Raw genomic sequence first — 16,973 nt, 5'->3', positions numbered from 1 at the left:
CCATCCCGGTCCAGTTGCGCTGGAAAGCGACGTCAACGGTCAGTCGGCACCTGTTGATCTTCTCCCAAGAGACATTATAGTTGGACTGCGGAACTGCCGTTCCGACATATTCTCTCGGTAATAAAAAGGATACAATGACCATGGAACTGGAAATCTTTTCTGACTATATCTGACCCTACTGCTATTTCATTACCGGGCGTATTGAAAGGCTGCAAAAAGAACACGGTGTAACGGTCCGCTGGCGTACATTCCCCCTCCACCCGGAGACTCCCGAAGAGGGGCAGCTCTTGCACGACATGTTCCGGACAAGTCCGGAAAAAATAGCTGGCATGATGGCGCAGCTCCAGGCCACGGCCAGGGAACTCGGCCTGCCCTTTGGGCCAAGAGACACCACCTACAACAGCAGACTCGCACAGGAGCTGGGCCTCTGGGCCCAAGACCAGGGAAAGGGGGAGCCGTTTCATATGGCGGCCTTTCATGCCTACTTTGCCGATGGATTAAATATAGCCAGAATTCCCGTTTTGCTCGAGCTGGCCAGACAGGTCGGCCTGCCTGAACAAGAAGCGGAAGAGGTCCTCACCAAACGCAGCTATAGACAACAGGTTGACAGGGACTGGGCCGATTCAAGTTTTAAATCGATTAACGCGGTACCGACCTTTGTCATGGGCCACCATAAACTGGTTGGTGCACAGAGCTATGCAGCGCTGGTCGACCTGGTGACCCATTACCGTCAGTGATTTATCTCCCTTAACTACCCCGCAACAGGCTTGCTCGCCTCATCCACCAGATAGAGAATAGACCGGTAGGGAATGCCGCCATGCAGCGACAAACCGATCTCGCAGGTCTTACTGGTCGAATAGCCCGCCTCACAGGTACAGACATGATCACGCAGATCTTTTAAGGCCGCTGCATTGAGTTCCGGAAAATTAAAGCCACGATCCCCGGCGAATCCGCAGCAGTAGACATCTGCAGGCATCACCACCTCTTTGGCACAGGCCCTGGCCAGCTGCTCGAGCTTGTTCTCCAGCCCCAGTTTTCTCGTAGAACAGGTCGGGTGAACCGCAACCTTCACATCCATCTGGGTAAAACTGAGCCGATCCATCAGGTACGTCAGGACGAATTCGATCGGTTCAAACAGCTGCAGGCGCTTATCCAGCGTCGTCTGCATCCGGTAAAAACAGGGGCTGGTGTCGCACAGTATCGGAATTTCCCCGTTCTTGCTCGCCGCTAACAGGACATCGGACAGCTCTTTTGACTTTCGGTCGGCCTGCGCCATAAAACCCTTGCTCTCAAACGCCTGCCCGCAGCAAAGACCAGCCAGCTTTTCCGGATAGATGACCTCATACCCGGCCTTTTTGAGCAGCGACTGCGTCTTCTGCGGCAACGGATCCCGTTCGGCGTCTTCCCGCGCCGGCCCGCTCATCGCCCGACTGGCACAGCTGGGAAAATAGACGACCTTCAAGGGGTTGTCCTCTCTTACCCGCTCAGCTTTGATCTGCGGCACCCCGGACGGCATTTCCCGATTCCACAGTGGCAGCTGGTCCAGGGTCGCTTTTCTGGCAAGGGAAGACGCCTTCTCCATAAAGGGTGTTCCGGTCATCTTATGCACGGAATCAACCACATTAAGCGTTGTGCTGATGGTTTTGGCCACTCCGCCGAAATTGCCGGCCACCCAGTCAGCAACTGTGTTGCCGATTTTACCGTTGGCTTCCTGCCGTAAGACCTTCACCATCTTGCCGGTATCGATGCCGACGGGGCAACGGGTGGAACAGAGACTGTCCGCCGCGCAGGTATCCTTGCCCGGATACCGATAGGCCTTGATCAGTTCTTTTACCTTTTTCGAATCCCCGGCCGCGGCCATCTGCCTGCTGATCTCGCGCCGGCCGACGATGCGCTGCCTCGGCGTAAAGGTCACATCTTTTGACGGGCATACCGGTTCGCAGAAACCGCACTCGATACACTTGTCGACAATTTCATGGGTGGCGGGCAGAGGTTTCAGATCCTTGACATGCGCCTCAGCATCGTCATTCAAGATGACCCCGGGGTTCAGCAGATTATGCGGATCAAAGATACTTTTAATCTCGCGCATCAAATTAAAAGCCGCTTCCCCCCATTCTTTTTGGACAAAGGGCGCCATATTGCGCCCGGTGCCGTGCTCCGCTTTTAAGGAACCGTCATATTTCTCCACCACCAGCTTGACCACCTCGGCCATGAAATCCCGGTACCGCACAACCTCCGCGACAATGGAGAAATCCTGGGTAAAGACAAAATGCAGGTTGCCTTCGAGGGCATGACCAAAGATAATCGCCTCATTATAATGGTATTTCTTAAACAGTTCCTGCAGATCAAGCGCGGCATCGGCCAGATGTTCTCCAGGAAATGCCACATCCTCAATGATGACCGTGGTACCGGTCTTACGAACCGCACCTACGGCCGGAAACAACCCTTTTCTGATTTTCCACAGGGCGTTGAATTCAGCAGGAACATCGGTAAAGGTGATTGGCCGCACCGTCGGAAGCTCCTGCAGGGCTGCCTCAATCTGACCAATCTGGGCTTGCAGCTCCTGCGCGGACTCGGCCCTGGTCTCAACAAGCAGGGCGGTTGTCGTTGCCGCCAGATCTTTCAGGTAATTCGGCATCCCCTCCTTATTTTCCACGGAGCGGAGTCCGGCACGATCAATCAGTTCGGCCGCGGCCACCGGTTGTCTGCGCAGCAGTGGGATAGCCTGACAGGCAGTCTTGACATCCGGATAAAAAATAAGGGCGCTTGCCTTATGGCGATGCTCTACGACGGTTCGATAAACGACATCGGAAATAAACCCCAGCGTCCCCTCACTGCCGATCATCAAGTGAATCATGATATCGTAGGGATCTTCGAAATCGACGAGGGCATTCAGGCTGTAGCCGGTGGTGTTTTTTATCTTGAATTTATAGCGGATTCGCTCCGTGAGCTCTTCATCGGCCAGTACCCGGGCTCTCAGCTGTTTCAGCGCTGCCAGAAGGGGCGCATGACTGCGCTCAAACTCGGCCCTGCTCTTATCCTCGGCGGTATCAACCGCGGTACCGTCAGCCAGAACCAGCCGCATGCTGTCCAGGGTCTGATAGCTGTTCTGGGCGACTCCGCAGCACATACCGCTCGCGTTATTGGCGAGGATGCCGCCGATCTTCGCACTGTCTATCGAGGCGGGGTCCGGTCCTATCTTTTTGTCGAACTCGGCCAGAATAGCGTTGGCGTGGCTGCCGATAATGCCCGGCTCCAGCTGTATCTTTTCGGCATTGTCAAACACCCGGTATTTCCGCCACCCCTGCCCCAGCCGCACCAGGATGGAATCGCTGATAGCCTGCCCGGACAAACTGGTTCCAGCGGCGCGGAAAGTTACCGGGAGCTGTAATTTGCTTGCCTCTCGCAGGATCAGCTGCACCTCTTTTTCGTTTTGTACATTAATGACTATTTTAGGAATCAGGCGATAGAAACTGGCATCAGTCCCAAAGGTTATGGTTCTGAGTGGATCGATGATGATATTGTTTTTGGCAATGGTTCGCCCGATCTTGAGATAAAATTTCCGATATTTTTCTGGCAGCATAAGTGTCCTCTAGTAGAGAATAATTGTCAGATGATAACTCTATCCATTATCATTATTATTTCCACCTTAATATCACGGGTCATTTGTAAAATTAGCCTAAAGAAGCTACAATCAGCCCAAATTAATGTATTTTGACATTGCTCAATGAAAAAGAGCAAGAGAACTTGTTAGCAGGGAGGGAGGAACCTATGGTCACATCTATCATCCTGATGAATATCGAACGTTCAAAAATCAACAAGGTCGCAGAACAACTGGAAGGCACCCCGGGGATATCCGAGGTGTATTCGGTGAGTGGAAACTATGACTTGATCGCCATCGTCCGTGTGGCAACCAACGAAGAGCTGGCAAACCTGGTTACCAACAAGATGCATGCGATCAAAGAAATCCTGAAAACCGAGACGATGCTCGCCTTTAAAGCCTATTCCAGGCACGATCTGGAAGCTATGTTTTCAGTGGGAATGTAAAGCGTAAGACCGAAGCACGAGTTGCCGCTTTCGCCGCTACTGCCGGGAAATCAGTCGTGCTTACTTTCCGGCACACCGGGGGCAGGTAGTTATAGCAAATTGCGGATCATCGCCGCTTTGCAGCATTTCATCGAAACTCTGCCACCTGCCATCATACTTGTTATATATATTCTGGCAGGTCCGGCAGACGGTCACGGGGCTCTCCAGCATTTCCAACTGATTGAGAGCCTCACGCAGCTCAGTCACCGACTCGGAAAGTGACGCCTGCGTGCGAACCAGCCTCTCAGCCACCCTGGTCCGTGCCCGAAGCTCGTTGTTATTAAAGGGCTTGGTCATATAATCATCGGCGCCGGCATCAAAGCCGCGAATGATATCTATTTTGCTGTCCCGACTGGTCAGCAGGATAACATACGGAGGATTTTCAACATCCAGCTCTTTTGCCCGCCGGCAGACCTCAAGACCGTCAAGAACTGGCATTTCCCAATCGAGAATCGCGATCTGGGGGGCATCGGCCCTTTGCAGCCTGGCCCAGGCCTCTTCCCCGTTAACCGCACTCTCCACACGATATCCCCAGTTCTCCAGGCTCACCTGAACCATCATCCGGGTGGTAAATTCATCTTCAGCTATCAGTATTTTCACGATTTCCCCTCTACGCACGTACGTCTGAAAGTCTGTCAAAAAACGAGCAAACGGAGTATATTTTTCAACAGGAACACCTTGAAGATCCCACCAAGGCACTTCCCCCTCAGAAGGGGCATACAATGATTCCCGGTGTATTTCCCGTCGGTTCAGGCCGACCTGTCTTTTTTCTCACATCTTGACTTTTTACCATCAGGATGTCAATACATCAGCAGGCATAACTGTTTTACTCCCGTCCTGGCGATAATCCACTGTAAGCCTGCCTGTATCTGTATTATACTTATCATATCGTCTAATATTTTGCAGTGTCATGTCAAGTAATATCCGCAAGTTGTTACGTGACGAGACTCTATTGCCTTTTCATAAGCGCATGAATAAGCACTATAATTTCTCTTTGAAAGCTCGATTTACTCCCGTTTTCCGAGCCGATGAAGCAGCATCTGCCTCTTCGTACTGGTTTATTTTCCAGGGCGAAAAGCTGTTGACAACCGTCACGGAAAACACTTCGAACAGTATCTGCACCTGCTCTCCAGAACAGTTGGGACTGCAACCGATCTTCAGCCAGTTTCTGGGCCGATACGGCAGCACCAATTGCTTTGTGGCCGAAGTCGGCGACAACGTCACCCCTGCGCCCTCACTGCGGTTCAAAGGGCTCAGAAGCCTTTTTGGAACCGTGGAGGAAGACATCTTCAGCCTCGCAGGGCGGGCGATACAGATCCTGCACTGGAACAGGGAGCATCAGTTCTGTGGAAAATGTGGCACCGCCATGAAAATCCGTACATCCGAACTGGCCAAGATCTGCCCGGCCTGTGGTTTCGTCAGCTTCCCCCGACTGTCGCCGGCGGTAATCATGTCTATCATCAGAAAAGACCATATCCTCCTGGCCCGGGCGCCGCGTTTTCCACCCGGCATGTACAGCACCCTGGCCGGCTTTGTCGAGCCGGGGGAAACCCTCGAGGAAGCGGTGAAACGCGAAGTGCGGGAAGAGGTGAATGTGCGTATTGGTAACATTACTTATGTCGCCAGCCAGCCCTGGCCGTTCCCACATTCGATTATGATCGGTTTTTCCGCTGATTATGTCGATGGAGAAATTGAAATTGATGATGACGAGATAGAAGATGCCCAGTGGTTTTCGTTGCGAAATCTGCCGGTTTTACCTTCGAAGATTACTATCGCCAGGTTGCTTATTGATAATTTTGTATTGGGCAGTGCTTGATAATCACCTGCTAGAATCCATCCACCATACGAATCAATTTGAAATTATTTAAAAAAGCAGTTTGCAGTGCTGCCACATGATTATATTTGGCCCGGGACAGGTTGGTAATTGCTGCGAGCAGATCCGACTCCCGCTCCAGCCCTTCATTGTACTTAAGCTGCGTTATCCGTAAATTCTCCTCGGCCTGTTCAATCGAACGCCTGGCCACCCCGACATTTTCGAGACTTACTTCAAAATCGATATACAGATTATTTAACTCCGTGACCAGGCCATTCTTTAATTCGTCCAGCTCATATTGGGCAGACCGGGTCGCAAGTTTTGCCCGGGCGACCGAAGCCTCGGTGGTGAATCCCTGAAAAAGATTCATCGACAACACCAGCTGTGCCCGATACTCTTCGTCTTTTGACGAGCCGCTGCTGTTGATATAGTTGTCGCTGTAGTTACTGTAGCTGCCCACGACATCAAGTTTGGGATAGTAGCCACTTTTCGCCGCCGTCGATCTGGCCCTGTTCGCATCGATCACCGACTCAAGTGCCTTGATTTCACTTCTGGCAACAAGCATTTTATGAAGGTATTCGTCTTTATTCACCGAGGAAGGAAGGTTCTTGAAATCGGCAAAATCAAGGTCTGCTAATTTAATCTCGCTCCCCACCTGCCGGGCAAGGCCGTTGACACTTTTTTTCAACCCGGCATCGGCAGCCTTAAGGGTGATATCGGCGTTGTCGTAATCAACGCGGAATTTCAACAGATCGTTTCTCCCGATCAGCCCCACCTGAAACCGGCTCTCCCCGTCTCGATACACTTTCTCCAGGGTCTGAAATGCAGTTTCAGCCACTTGACGGTTGGCCCATCGTTCAGAAACCGTCAAATAGGCAAGGGCGACATTCAGCTGGACATCCTGCCTGATGCCCTCCAACTGATACTCGGCGACCTGTCGCTGTTTTTCTGCCGACTGCACATTGTACTTGTCGCGAAATCCGGAAAAAATATTCCAGCTGATACTGCCTGCCACCACCGAGTTTTCCCTGGCCTCTCCAAGAGGGGTGGCCTCATTGAGGGAATTGGCAGTATACCCTATATTAACAGAAGGATAATACCCGCCCTGGGCAAGCGTAATGTCTTTCTCACTTTGTTGAAGGCTGGTCATATACTGGCTGATCACCTGCCTGTTATTGAGCGCCAGCTTCTGCATTCCGGCAAGATCTATGGCCCAGCCAGATGAGGCGCAACACAGAAACACTACAAACAAAAACAGAACTCTCTCCAGCCTAAGCGACATCTTCATCAGACCGACTCCTTTCTAACCATATGACAAAAACCCGTAATGAGCGGATACCCGGAAGGACTTCACACCTGTCATTTTTTCCATTGCCCTGTATTCAAGGGTGACCGGACAATACAGGTCGATTTGGCCAGAAAATCACCCTCACCTTTCAGACATTTTTTCTATATTGTTTCGTATTGCCTTGAGCACTTCAGCGGCAGCCTGCTGTTTGTCATCGTCAATTCCTTGAACCAGCTCGACGCGCAGGTTGTCAAAGAGGTTTATCACTTCGTCTTTCAGAGCTTTCCCTTCTTTGGTCAGAAAAACCAGGATCGACCTTCGGTCCTCCGGATTAAGCTTTCGAATAATCCTGTTTTTTTTCTCCAGCCGATCGAGAATTCTGGTCATATTGGCTGGGCTTTTGCCGGTCAGTGCGCTCAGTTCACGCTGCGGAAGTCCATCACAAAGGTCGGCTTGTTTCATCACCTGCAACTGTTCCACCGTGAGATCATAGCTCTTTAACCGCTGATCGGCATAACTTCGCATCGCCCGCGCGGTAACACCGATCAACCGCCAGAAAGATGCTTCCCCCGCTGTCTCCATCTGCCTTCTCCATGATAGTTAACGAGGCAATAATTTACGCGTAATCGCAACCACTGTCAAGAGATGATAAAAGCTGATCATAAGGAACGTAATATGGACAGAGGCGTGGAGAAGTACTACTGTTATGCGTGAGGATGAAACGTAAATGCGGCAATGTACCTTTGACCCCTTATTTCAGGAGGAACCATGGGAAGATTTTCTCGATTGACCATACTGTTGTGTACCTTTTTGCTGCTTGGCGGATGCGGCTACAACTCGTTGCAAGTCCAGGAAGAAGCGGTTTTCAAGGCCTGGGCCGATGTCGAATCGACTATCCAGCGGCGGGGGGATCTGATCCCGAACCTGGTCGAGACGGTGAAAGGCTATGCCAAACATGAGGCAGACACCCTGGAGGCAGTCATCAACGCCAGATCAAAGGCAACATCGGTACAGCTTTCGCCCGATGACTTGAGCAACCCGGCGGCCATGGCCAAGTTCCAGGAGGCACAGGGTGGCCTTACCTCAGCCCTCAGCAGGATGATGCTGGTAGTCGAACGATATCCCGACCTGAAAGCCAATCAAAATTTTCTTGATTTGCAATCCCAGCTCGAAGGAACAGAAAACCGTATTAATGTTGCCAGACAGCGCTACAACCAGGCAGTTGAAGGGTTTAACAGTTCCATACGCAAATTCCCGGCAAGTTTGACCAACAGCCTCCTGCTGCACCTGGAAAGAAAGGAATATTTTAAAGCAGATGAAGCGGCAAAAGCTGTCCCAAAAGTGAAATTTTAACACAGGATGTTGCATGATATCGGGTAAAAGGGTCCGCTCGCGTATATTTTCATTCTTATTGGCAGCACTGAGCCTGGGCATGCTTTTCCAGGCCCAGCAGGGTATGGCGCTGGCTATACCGGCTCTAACGGCCAGGGTCAATGACTACGCCGAGATGCTTTCACCCGCCACCAGACAGCAGCTTGAAAGTGTTTTGGCCGCTTTGGAAAAGAGTGATTCCACCCAGCTCGCGGTGCTGACAATTCCTTCGCTTGAGGGCGAAAATCTTGAGGAATTTTCATTAAAAGTTGTCGAAAAATGGAAACTGGGCCAGAAGAATCTCGACAATGGAGTTCTGCTGCTGATTGCCAAAAACGACCGTAAACTGCGCATTGAGGTCGGCTACGGCCTTGAAGGCGTGCTGACCGACCTGACGAGTGGACGTATAATCCGGGATATTATCACTCCGCAATTCCGAAATGGCAATTTCGACCAGGGCGTGATCAATGGCGTTTCAGCAATTATTGCGGTAATACGCGGGGAATTCAAGACCCAGGAGCTGGCATCATCCTCCATCCAAAAGCCAGATGGCAATATCGAAGGCATGGTTATTTTTCTGCTATTTATCCTGTTTAATATCAGTAAGATATTTGGCCGCAAGAAAATCGTGGCGGCAACAATCAGTGGGGCTGCGGTTCCGGTTTTAAGCAGTTTATTTCTGGGTTTTCAATGGTTGATCTTTCTGGCACTCATTCCGGCCGGATTTTTCGCCGGTTATCTGGCCAGTACGTTTTTTGCTCATTTCAGCGGGTCATCCGGCAGACGGCCTGGCGGTTTTGGGGGATACTCTTCCGGAGGCTTCGGCGGGGGAATCAGCAGCGGCGGAGGTTTTGGTGGCGGAGGTGGTGGTTTTGGCGGTGGTGGTTCATCGGGGAGTTGGTAAGATGCAGAAGTCAAACACACTGGCTGAGAAGTTTCTCACTGCAGCCGAGCAGCAGCAAGTGACGGACACTGTGCAGGAAATGGAGCGAATTACGTCAGGCGAAATTGTGCCGATGATTGTCTCGCGCAGTCATGAGTATCCAATGGCTGCCGTAACCTGCTGTGTCTCCATGATTTTGCCATTGGCGCTGCTGCTCACCCATCTGATTGGCGAACGAATCTGGATCGGATCACAGAATATGTGGCTCTTTCTCGGTCTCTTTACCTGTCTCTACGCCCTGCTCTATCCCGTGGTAATCCGGTCCGATCGCTTAAAACATTATTTCCTGAGCCGCAGACAGGTAACAGATGAGGTAGAAAAAGGGGCTTTGTCGTCTTTTTACTCCGAGCAGTTGCACAAGACAAGGGACGCTAATGGCATTTTAATCTATATCTCCGTTATGGAACGTAAGGTATGGATACTCGCTGATGCGCATATCAACGCGAAAATAGACCAGAGCGAATGGGACGCCATAGTAGCTGATCTCACCACCGGGATCAGAACCGGGAGGCCTTCCGAGGCCATCTGTGAAGCAGTACGTCGGACAGGCCACATACTGCACACCCATTTTCCTTACCAGAGAGACGATAAGGATGAACTGCACAACCTTATTATCCGGTAGCAGCCAAGAGGAATATTCGCCTTGCTTGATTTTGACAAATAGCAGGCTAGCCCACTGCCCGCCACCTTGTCATTCCGATAATCCCCACGCAAATTCCGAAATTCCGGAAATACTGATTGTTATAACTGTATGCTCCCGCAGTACCACACCCCGGCAGTCAACCTCTATGCAAGCAACAATTTTGATTGCTACAAACATGTAACATATTTGAATTATATGTTTTTCATCGATCGTCTGCGCATTTTTCAATGTTCCGGCAGAGATGCCGATCGGGACCATTCCACCTAACAGTAATTGTCACTCAAAAAGTCCGATGTGTGTGAAAACCACTGAATATCAATGCTCACATAGACCGGCAGCTTTTGCTCGACCACACAACCTTTACGATCAACTTTCACCACACCTTACTGGCACGAATAATGCATACACATTCATATACAATAGCAATCAGCCAAGAGATATTCCAAGTCTGTATTTAGACATAGATGATAAAGCAATAAAAGAAAGGTGGATAAAATGAGAAAAGGACTGGTGCAAATTCTAGCAGCGACCATTCTTGGATCAGTTTTAATAACGGGAAGTGCTTTTGCCGGATCCATGGGTCACTCCGGGGATCAAGTCAAGAAAATGTTCCTCAATGCCTTCATGTATAAATTCAACAATATTGGTCATATTTTCGTTAAAGACGCCGACAGGATTCCTGTGCCTGTCAATCAGGTCAGCATTGCACTCGGCAATGATATCACCACCCCAATCGACTGCCTGGATTGCGGCATACCCACCACAGAATTCAGTCAGGAATTTAATTCTCCCGGGAATGCACCCGTACCTGAGCCCGCCACCATGGTACTCCTTGGTACCGGTTTGATTGGCCTGGTTGCTCTTGCCCGAAAAAAAACAAGCCTGAAGTGACCTGCCATATATCCGCAGAGATCAAATTTTACAACAAAATAGTATCGCTGTTAAGAAGGGCCCGCATTGTCTCTCCAATGCGGGCCCTTCTTGTGGTATACCTTTGCGCTGCCTGTATCTGCTCCGCTTTGGTTCTACTTTTTTTCAAACAATTACACAACGCACAGGCCTTGCCTGAAATATTTCCGGATTCAACCAAAAGACTTTAAAATAAAAAGTTCCTGCTGCAACCATAATCGATCAATTCTCCCGTTAATACTGCCTGCTTTTCAACCTCTATTATTCCCCGCCTTCGCCCTCCAGGATGTCCCGGCACCAGGAGATAGCAGCCATAGCCTGAGGAAAGCCGACAGTCGAGATAAGAAGCAGCAAGGTGTGGTAAATCTCCTCCCGGGTCGCGCCCGCCTTTATCGCCCGGCGGGTGTGGGAATGGACGGACCCCTCTGATTTTGATGCAGCGGCGGCGGCGAGTTGCACGAGATGACTGGTTTTTTCGTCAAGAGGTCCAAGGTCTCTGACGGTCGTACCCAGATTTTCCAAGGCTGCGATAACCTGTGGGTAACGTTTTGAAATATCATGGTAGGTTTTGCTGGGGCTGTGATCTTTTTTCATGACATATCCTATCGGTTCAATTGGCATTTTCCGGAATCCTTTTTTATCAGGAAGTACCGGCCTTATAGCTGCACTGTACTACAGTATATTGTGCAGGAAAAGAAAACTCCTTAGCGAAGAAAGATAATTGCGCCACAAGGGCAAAGCACTGATGACCAATCAGTGAAGCACCCGATTAAACCTGGCTCCACTCAGACTTCGCGACTATTCACGTGCACAGCATGTTATTTTTACGACGCATTCAAGCAACCATTTCCCACAAAAGCACAACCCGCACATCAAATACATCAGAACGACGCGGTTTAATGGCAAAAGTTTCAATTTGACAGGTATCGATACGAAAGGAGTCAGCCAGCGCAGTCACCTGCTGCTCAACTTCAACCGCAAGCTGTTCAAGGGAGTTCTGGAGATCAACAACATCCTGCTCGACGCGCCGCACATCACTTTTTTCCTTGGCAACCCGGCCTATGCTGCGCACTCCCGTCGCCGCCTTACCGATGTTGGCGGCGGAAAATGCCTTTCGGCCCAAAAAGGCGCCAACGACAGCAACACCAAAGGAAATGAGAGAATCCGTTGTTTTAGCCTGTACGTCCACTTTTTCCTTGGCCAGTTTATCGAGGGCATTTTTCAGTTTCTGTTCCAACCGGTCCTGCTGGACCTGATATTTCCTTCTCAGTTTGTCTATCGCTTCATCTTTCTGCTGACGCAAAAAATCGCCGAGACGGACCTTGAAATCGCGCAGATCTTCCTTCGGATCGGACTCAAAATCAACACCGGCGCCTTTAACCCGAAAGAGCTCCAGCTGTTTGTTTTGATAGAGATACTCGCTCAACCCTCTTTCGAGTTCCCGAAAATCCTTCATTTGGCTGATAGCCGGCGGCAGCGGATAATAGAGACTGCCGGCCGGAGAATTCGGCTTACAATCGGCAAATGTATACGGTCCGACGTCAGCCAGGTCCCAGTCAGGCCGGGTAAACGAATCATCCAGATACCGCCGCAGGTTGATTTTTTCGACCACATCAATATTGCGTCTGGCGTTAAAGAACCTGACCGATGCTTCAGCACTGAGCCATGGTTCAAAGCGAACCTCCTCGCTGACAACATTGAGCAGATAATAGAGTTGCTCGATACCCTGCGGCACAAGAGGGGCATGCCCTGCCCCATTCCTGACAGCAGAGGGCTTGGCTAAAGAGAGTGCCTGCGCTTCAGACAACGGCCTGGCGACTTCCTTCTTCACTCCCATCAATTTTTTAATATCGTTATTTGACATCGGCCCTTTGAGATACGACATGACCCAGCGGGTCTCAAAAAGAACCGGCTCGTCCAGATGCACTGAATTGAGGAGAAAATGGCGTCCCTTCATGTTGGCAAGCAGTTGTTTCACCCGGCCCACATCAAGTTTTCCATCACTTGCCCCGACAATACCCTCCACCACTCGATCCTGGTCTTGCCTGGTTTGCAGTCGTCCGACAAACCAGCTGCCGATGTTGGACAAACCCTTATAATCCAGATCAACCGGATTCTGGGTAGCCAGCACTACGCCGATGCCATAAGCGCGGGCCTGCTTGAGCAAAAGCATCATTGGCTTTTTCGATGGCGGATTGGCTATTGGCGGGAAATATCCATATATTTCATCCATATAAAGAAGCGCTTTCAAGGAAGACGCCCCCTGTTGTCGCCGCATCCAACCGATATACTGGTTGAGCAGCATGGTGACAAAAAACATCCGCTCGGTTTCACTGAGGTGGGCAATGGAGAAAATGGCAGTCCGCGGCTGCCCTTCCTCGCTATAGAGGATTCTTTGTATATCAAGGGGCTGCCCCGTAGTCCAGGCACTGAAGGTCGGGCTGGCCAGAATATTATTCAGGCTCATTGCCAGTGCCATCCGCTGCGACTGGGGATAGAAAATGTCCAGCGAAAAAACACCAACCTTGTCAAAGGGCGGATTAACAATATTGCCGATCAGCGTTTCCATGGTCAGATCCTGCCCGGCACGCCAGGAGTGCAGCAGCAGCGAGCTCAGCAGAATATGCTCCCGGCTCTGCAGCGGATCGCCTTCTATATCGACCAGAGCCAGCAGACTGGTTGTGGTCGAATTGACGAGGCTGTTTAACGTATCCGTATCATTGACAACCTCTTCTGAAGGGGCGGTAAAGCTGCTGAGCACCGAAACCGGCACACCGGCACTGCTCCCCGGGGTATAGATGGTCATTTCCGTTTTGGATCGCAACGCAGCGATGCGATCCAGTCCCTGCCCCCAGGATTGCAGGCCGTTCTTCCAGGTTTCGGCGGTCTTGGCTGCATACTGTTCAACCGTCATCTCCTTTTTCGCTGCCTCGGCGGGATCAATCCAGGGCACAAAATCTTCCGGTGCACAATGGGGAAAAGTGAGCAGCAGATTGCCCATATCCCCTTTCGGATCGATTATGATCGAAGGAAGATTATCCATAATCGCTTCCTCGATAAGCGCGATCCCCAAGCCGGTTTTACCGCTGCCGGTCATGCCGATAATGACGCCATGGGTCGTCATATCCTTATTTTTATACAACAGTGGCTGCTGTGCCGGGGTATCGCTGCCCATATCCAGCTCCCGGCCCAGATAGAGCATACCCAATTTTTCATACGGATAGGTGTTTTCCATATCTGTTGTTCTCCAGTAAGACTGCCAAATTGGTCTATCAATGGTCCTTATCTTACTGATAACAAGAAAAATCGATATTTCAATCGTTTGTTAGTTTTTGTCTGGAACGCCCCATCTTCGGCCTCCCTTAAGGAGAGCTATTGAGGGTTTACATTTACTCGAAAAAATGTTTCTGTTAATATTGATTATCAACCTGTTATTAATGACACTTTCACCAGTCGGAATCTTTGCAGAGGATTATGGGATGCAGACAGAAGATACGGTATCGAGCAGATGCAATCGACGTTTTTTTTTACAGATTGTGGCTGTAGCGGGTACAGCAGCCGCCTGCTGGCAGCTCGGTCTTTTCGGCTCAACAAAATCGATTCAGATGGCCCGAAGAAGTCAGCCGATCATGGGCACTCTGCTCAATCTCACTGTTTACGGACCCGACCGGGACAACTGCGAAGAGGCTTTACAGCGTACCATCGCCACCATGAAGACCCTGGAGGGCAAGCTCAGCAGACATATGCCGGACAGCGAACTTTCCCGGCTGAACCGGACCTCTGTTCTGCTCGAACCGGATAAGGATCTCCTTAACGTTCTTGCCATGGCACAGGATCTCAGCAGGAAGAGCTCCGGCGCCTTCGATGTGACAATACTGCCGCTTCTTCATCTGCATGAAAAGATCCGGGGGACAAACGATCATCCCGATCCGCAGCTGCTGGCATCGGCGCGCAGGCTCGTCGGCCATGAAAAAATCGTCACCGACAACAAGGGCATACGGCTTAAAGAAGTCGGAATGGGTATCTCGCTTGACGGGATCGGCAAGGGATATATTGTCGATCAGGGTGTGGCGGCTCTCAGAGACCTTGGTTTTAACAATGTCTATGTTGAAGCCGGCGGCGATCTGATGGTCTCCGGCCTGAAAGAAGACACAGTTCCCTGGCGCATCGGCATCAGAAACCCCCGGCCGCAGCAGCATCAAAAACTGGTTACCGTTGCGGTAAGCAACAAAGCTGTGGCAACCTCCGGAGACTATCTGCAGGCCTTTACCCCAGACTTGAAACACCACCATATCATCGATCCTCGAAGTGGTTTTTCACCTCCAGAGCTGGCCAGCTGCACCGTTACCGCCCCAAACGTTGCTCTCGCCGACGGCCTGGCAACAACATTGATGGTGCTCGGCAAAAAAGACGCCCTGGATCTCATGGAGCCCCTCAACGGATGTGAGGCCTATATGGTGGACAAGAACCTCAACCACTTCCATACTTCAGGTTTTTTCAGCTGATATGAAGACATTTTCTTTAAACAAGGGACTCGACATTCCCATTTCCGGCAGTCCCGACCAAGCAATTCGACCGGGCAACCCCATCCGTCAGGTCGCGCTGCTCGGTGATGATTATATCGGCATGAAGCCAACCATGCTGGTTAACCCCGGCGACAGGGTGGCACTCGGCCAACAGCTGTTTACCGACAAAAAAAACCCGGGAGTGGTTTTCACCTCGCCTGGATGCGGGACAGTTGTCTCGATCAACAGAGGCGAGAGACGAAAGTTTGAGTCCATTGTCATTGCCCTCGACGGCGAAGAGGCCATCACCTTCTGCGATCCCTCAAAAAAGCCGGAACAGCAGGAGCCGCAGGCCATCCGCGACCTTCTGGTTCATGCGGGGCTGTGGACCGCCTTTCGCACCCGGCCATATGGCAAGACCCCGGCCATTGGGGCAGAGCCCGTTTCTGTATTTATTACCGTAACAGACACCTCGCCACTGGCAGCTGATCCACAGATCATCATCAACGACTATCGGGACCAATATCAACTTGGCCTGAAAGTTCTCAGACAGATGTTCACCGTTCCCATCCATTACTGCACCGGCACCACTACGCTCCAGCCGTTTGAAGAGGTCGACGGCCTTGAATACTGGTCGTTTCAGGGACCGCACCCTGCAGGACTGCCCTCGACCCACATTCATTTCATCGACCCGGTCCATGAAAACAAAACCGTCTGGCAAATAGGCTATCAGGACGTGATCGGCATCGGCCACCTGTTTCTGACCGGACAGCTGCCGACTGAACGGGTCGTCTCCCTTGCCGGAGCCGGAGTCATACAACCGTCGCTGATAAAAACCAGAATTGGCGCCTCACTCGTTGAACTCTGCCTGCGGGAACTGTCCCTTGATGAATTGCGGGTTATCTCCGGCTCGGTGCTCTGTGGCCGGCAATCGACAGGAAATTTCAGCTATCTCGGTCGATATCACAACCAGGTCTCGGCAATCGAAGAATCCAGCGGCAGATCCCTTCTCAACTGGTTGCTGCCGGGAAAGGGCCGGTATTCAGTCAAACCGATTTTTATTTCCGCGTATCTGAAAAAAATGAAATTCCCAATGAATACTGCCCTGTGGGGCGGGCAAAGGGCCATCTATCCCCTTGGCACCTACGATGAGGTCATGCCTCTCGATATCATTGCCACCTCGCTGTTAAAATCGATCTCCGTCGGTGACACTGAAAAATCAAAAGCACTCGGCGCGTTGGAACTCATCGAGGATGACCTGGGCCTCTGCGGCTTTGTCTGTCCTGGCAAAAATGAGTTCGGTCCGGTTCTGCGCAAGGTTTTGACCGCTATCGAACTCGGCGGATGAGAAATGCAACGAAGTTGATGAAGAATTTTTACGCCGCCGTAAAGCAAACACGACAAACACTTTTTAT

General features: G+C 51.1%; 14 protein-coding genes and 1 pseudogene. 9 read left to right on the top strand and 6 right to left on the bottom strand.

Annotated features, from left to right (window positions below; translation table 11 throughout):
- Window positions 1-185 precede the first annotated feature (185 nt).
- Window positions 186-737 (top strand): annotated as a pseudogene (locus FCL47_RS13535) (DsbA family protein); the annotation flags it as partial.
- A 14-nt stretch (window positions 738-751) separates the two neighbouring features.
- Here the strand turns inward: FCL47_RS13535 and FCL47_RS13530 are convergent.
- Window positions 752-3,583, bottom strand: a complete 2,832-nt coding sequence (locus FCL47_RS13530) for an FAD-binding and (Fe-S)-binding domain-containing protein (protein ID WP_136814049.1) — start codon at window positions 3,581-3,583, stop codon at window positions 752-754.
- A 188-nt stretch (window positions 3,584-3,771) separates the two neighbouring features.
- Here FCL47_RS13530 and FCL47_RS13525 point away from each other — a divergent pair, with 188 nt between their 5' ends.
- Window positions 3,772-4,047: an Lrp/AsnC family transcriptional regulator gene (locus FCL47_RS13525; protein ID WP_136814048.1), complete on the top strand. Its 276-nt coding sequence runs from the start codon at window positions 3,772-3,774 to the stop codon at window positions 4,045-4,047.
- Between the two features lie 60 nt (window positions 4,048-4,107).
- On the opposite strand, the gene FCL47_RS13520 is transcribed toward FCL47_RS13525, so the two are convergent.
- Window positions 4,108-4,686, bottom strand: coding sequence for a PleD family two-component system response regulator (locus tag FCL47_RS13520; RefSeq protein WP_136814047.1), 579 nt, complete (start codon window positions 4,684-4,686; stop codon window positions 4,108-4,110).
- A 310-nt stretch (window positions 4,687-4,996) separates the two neighbouring features.
- On the opposite strand from FCL47_RS13520, the gene nudC reads away from it, so the two are divergent.
- Window positions 4,997-5,902 (top strand): NAD(+) diphosphatase, encoded by a 906-nt coding sequence (gene nudC / locus FCL47_RS13515; protein WP_205747315.1) that lies wholly within the window; start codon window positions 4,997-4,999, stop codon window positions 5,900-5,902.
- 10 nt (window positions 5,903-5,912) lie between these two features.
- On the opposite strand, the gene FCL47_RS13510 is transcribed toward nudC, so the two are convergent.
- On the bottom strand, window positions 5,913-7,187 hold the full coding sequence (locus FCL47_RS13510; protein WP_136814046.1) for a TolC family protein: 1,275 nt from the start codon (window positions 7,185-7,187) through the stop codon (window positions 5,913-5,915).
- A gap of 141 nt (window positions 7,188-7,328) precedes the next feature.
- A complete protein-coding gene (locus FCL47_RS13505) occupies window positions 7,329-7,769 on the bottom strand; it encodes a MarR family winged helix-turn-helix transcriptional regulator (RefSeq protein ID WP_136814045.1) in 441 nt (146 codons plus the stop codon).
- Between the two features lie 186 nt (window positions 7,770-7,955).
- Between FCL47_RS13505 and FCL47_RS13500 the strand changes: the two genes are divergently transcribed.
- From FCL47_RS13500 to FCL47_RS13485, 4 genes are all read left to right on the top strand, one after another.
- Entirely contained in the window at window positions 7,956-8,540 is a 585-nt protein-coding gene (locus FCL47_RS13500; RefSeq protein ID WP_136814044.1) for a LemA family protein, read from the top strand.
- A 13-nt stretch (window positions 8,541-8,553) separates the two neighbouring features.
- On the top strand, window positions 8,554-9,462 hold the full coding sequence (locus FCL47_RS13495) for a YgcG family protein (RefSeq protein WP_136814043.1): 909 nt from the start codon (window positions 8,554-8,556) through the stop codon (window positions 9,460-9,462).
- Window position 9,463: 1 nt separating this feature from the next.
- Window positions 9,464-10,123, top strand: a complete 660-nt coding sequence (locus FCL47_RS13490) for a TPM domain-containing protein (RefSeq protein WP_136814042.1) — start codon at window positions 9,464-9,466, stop codon at window positions 10,121-10,123.
- A 516-nt stretch (window positions 10,124-10,639) separates the two neighbouring features.
- The gene (locus FCL47_RS13485) at window positions 10,640-11,035 is read left to right on the top strand and encodes a PEP-CTERM sorting domain-containing protein (protein WP_136814041.1); all 396 of its coding nucleotides are present in this window, start codon (window positions 10,640-10,642) and stop codon (window positions 11,033-11,035) included.
- Window positions 11,036-11,314: 279 nt separating this feature from the next.
- Here FCL47_RS13485 and FCL47_RS13480 read toward each other — a convergent pair whose 3' ends face one another.
- On the bottom strand, window positions 11,315-11,647 hold the full coding sequence (locus tag FCL47_RS13480; protein ID WP_136814040.1) for a carboxymuconolactone decarboxylase family protein: 333 nt from the start codon (window positions 11,645-11,647) through the stop codon (window positions 11,315-11,317).
- A 241-nt stretch (window positions 11,648-11,888) separates the two neighbouring features.
- Window positions 11,889-14,288 carry an ATP-binding protein gene (locus tag FCL47_RS13475; protein ID WP_136814039.1) on the bottom strand — a complete coding sequence of 800 codons (2,400 nt, stop codon included), beginning with the start codon at window positions 14,286-14,288 and terminating at the stop codon, window positions 11,889-11,891.
- 244 nt (window positions 14,289-14,532) lie between these two features.
- Between FCL47_RS13475 and FCL47_RS13470 the strand changes: the two genes are divergently transcribed.
- Both FCL47_RS13470 and FCL47_RS13465 read left to right on the top strand, forming a co-directional pair.
- Window positions 14,533-15,558, top strand: a complete 1,026-nt coding sequence (locus FCL47_RS13470) for an FAD:protein FMN transferase (RefSeq protein WP_136814038.1) — start codon at window positions 14,533-14,535, stop codon at window positions 15,556-15,558.
- Between the two features lies 1 nt (window position 15,559).
- Window positions 15,560-16,906, top strand: coding sequence for a Na(+)-translocating NADH-quinone reductase subunit A (locus FCL47_RS13465; RefSeq protein ID WP_136814037.1), 1,347 nt, complete (start codon window positions 15,560-15,562; stop codon window positions 16,904-16,906).
- The last annotated feature ends 67 nt before the right edge of the window (window positions 16,907-16,973 follow it).

It is taken from the genome of Desulfopila sp. IMCC35006, from assembly GCF_005116645.1.
In the GTDB taxonomy this organism is placed as follows: Bacteria; Desulfobacterota; Desulfobulbia; order Desulfobulbales; family Desulfocapsaceae; genus Desulforhopalus_A.
Note: the sequence above shows the minus strand (reverse complement) of the source record. Positions and strands in the feature narration are given on the sequence as shown.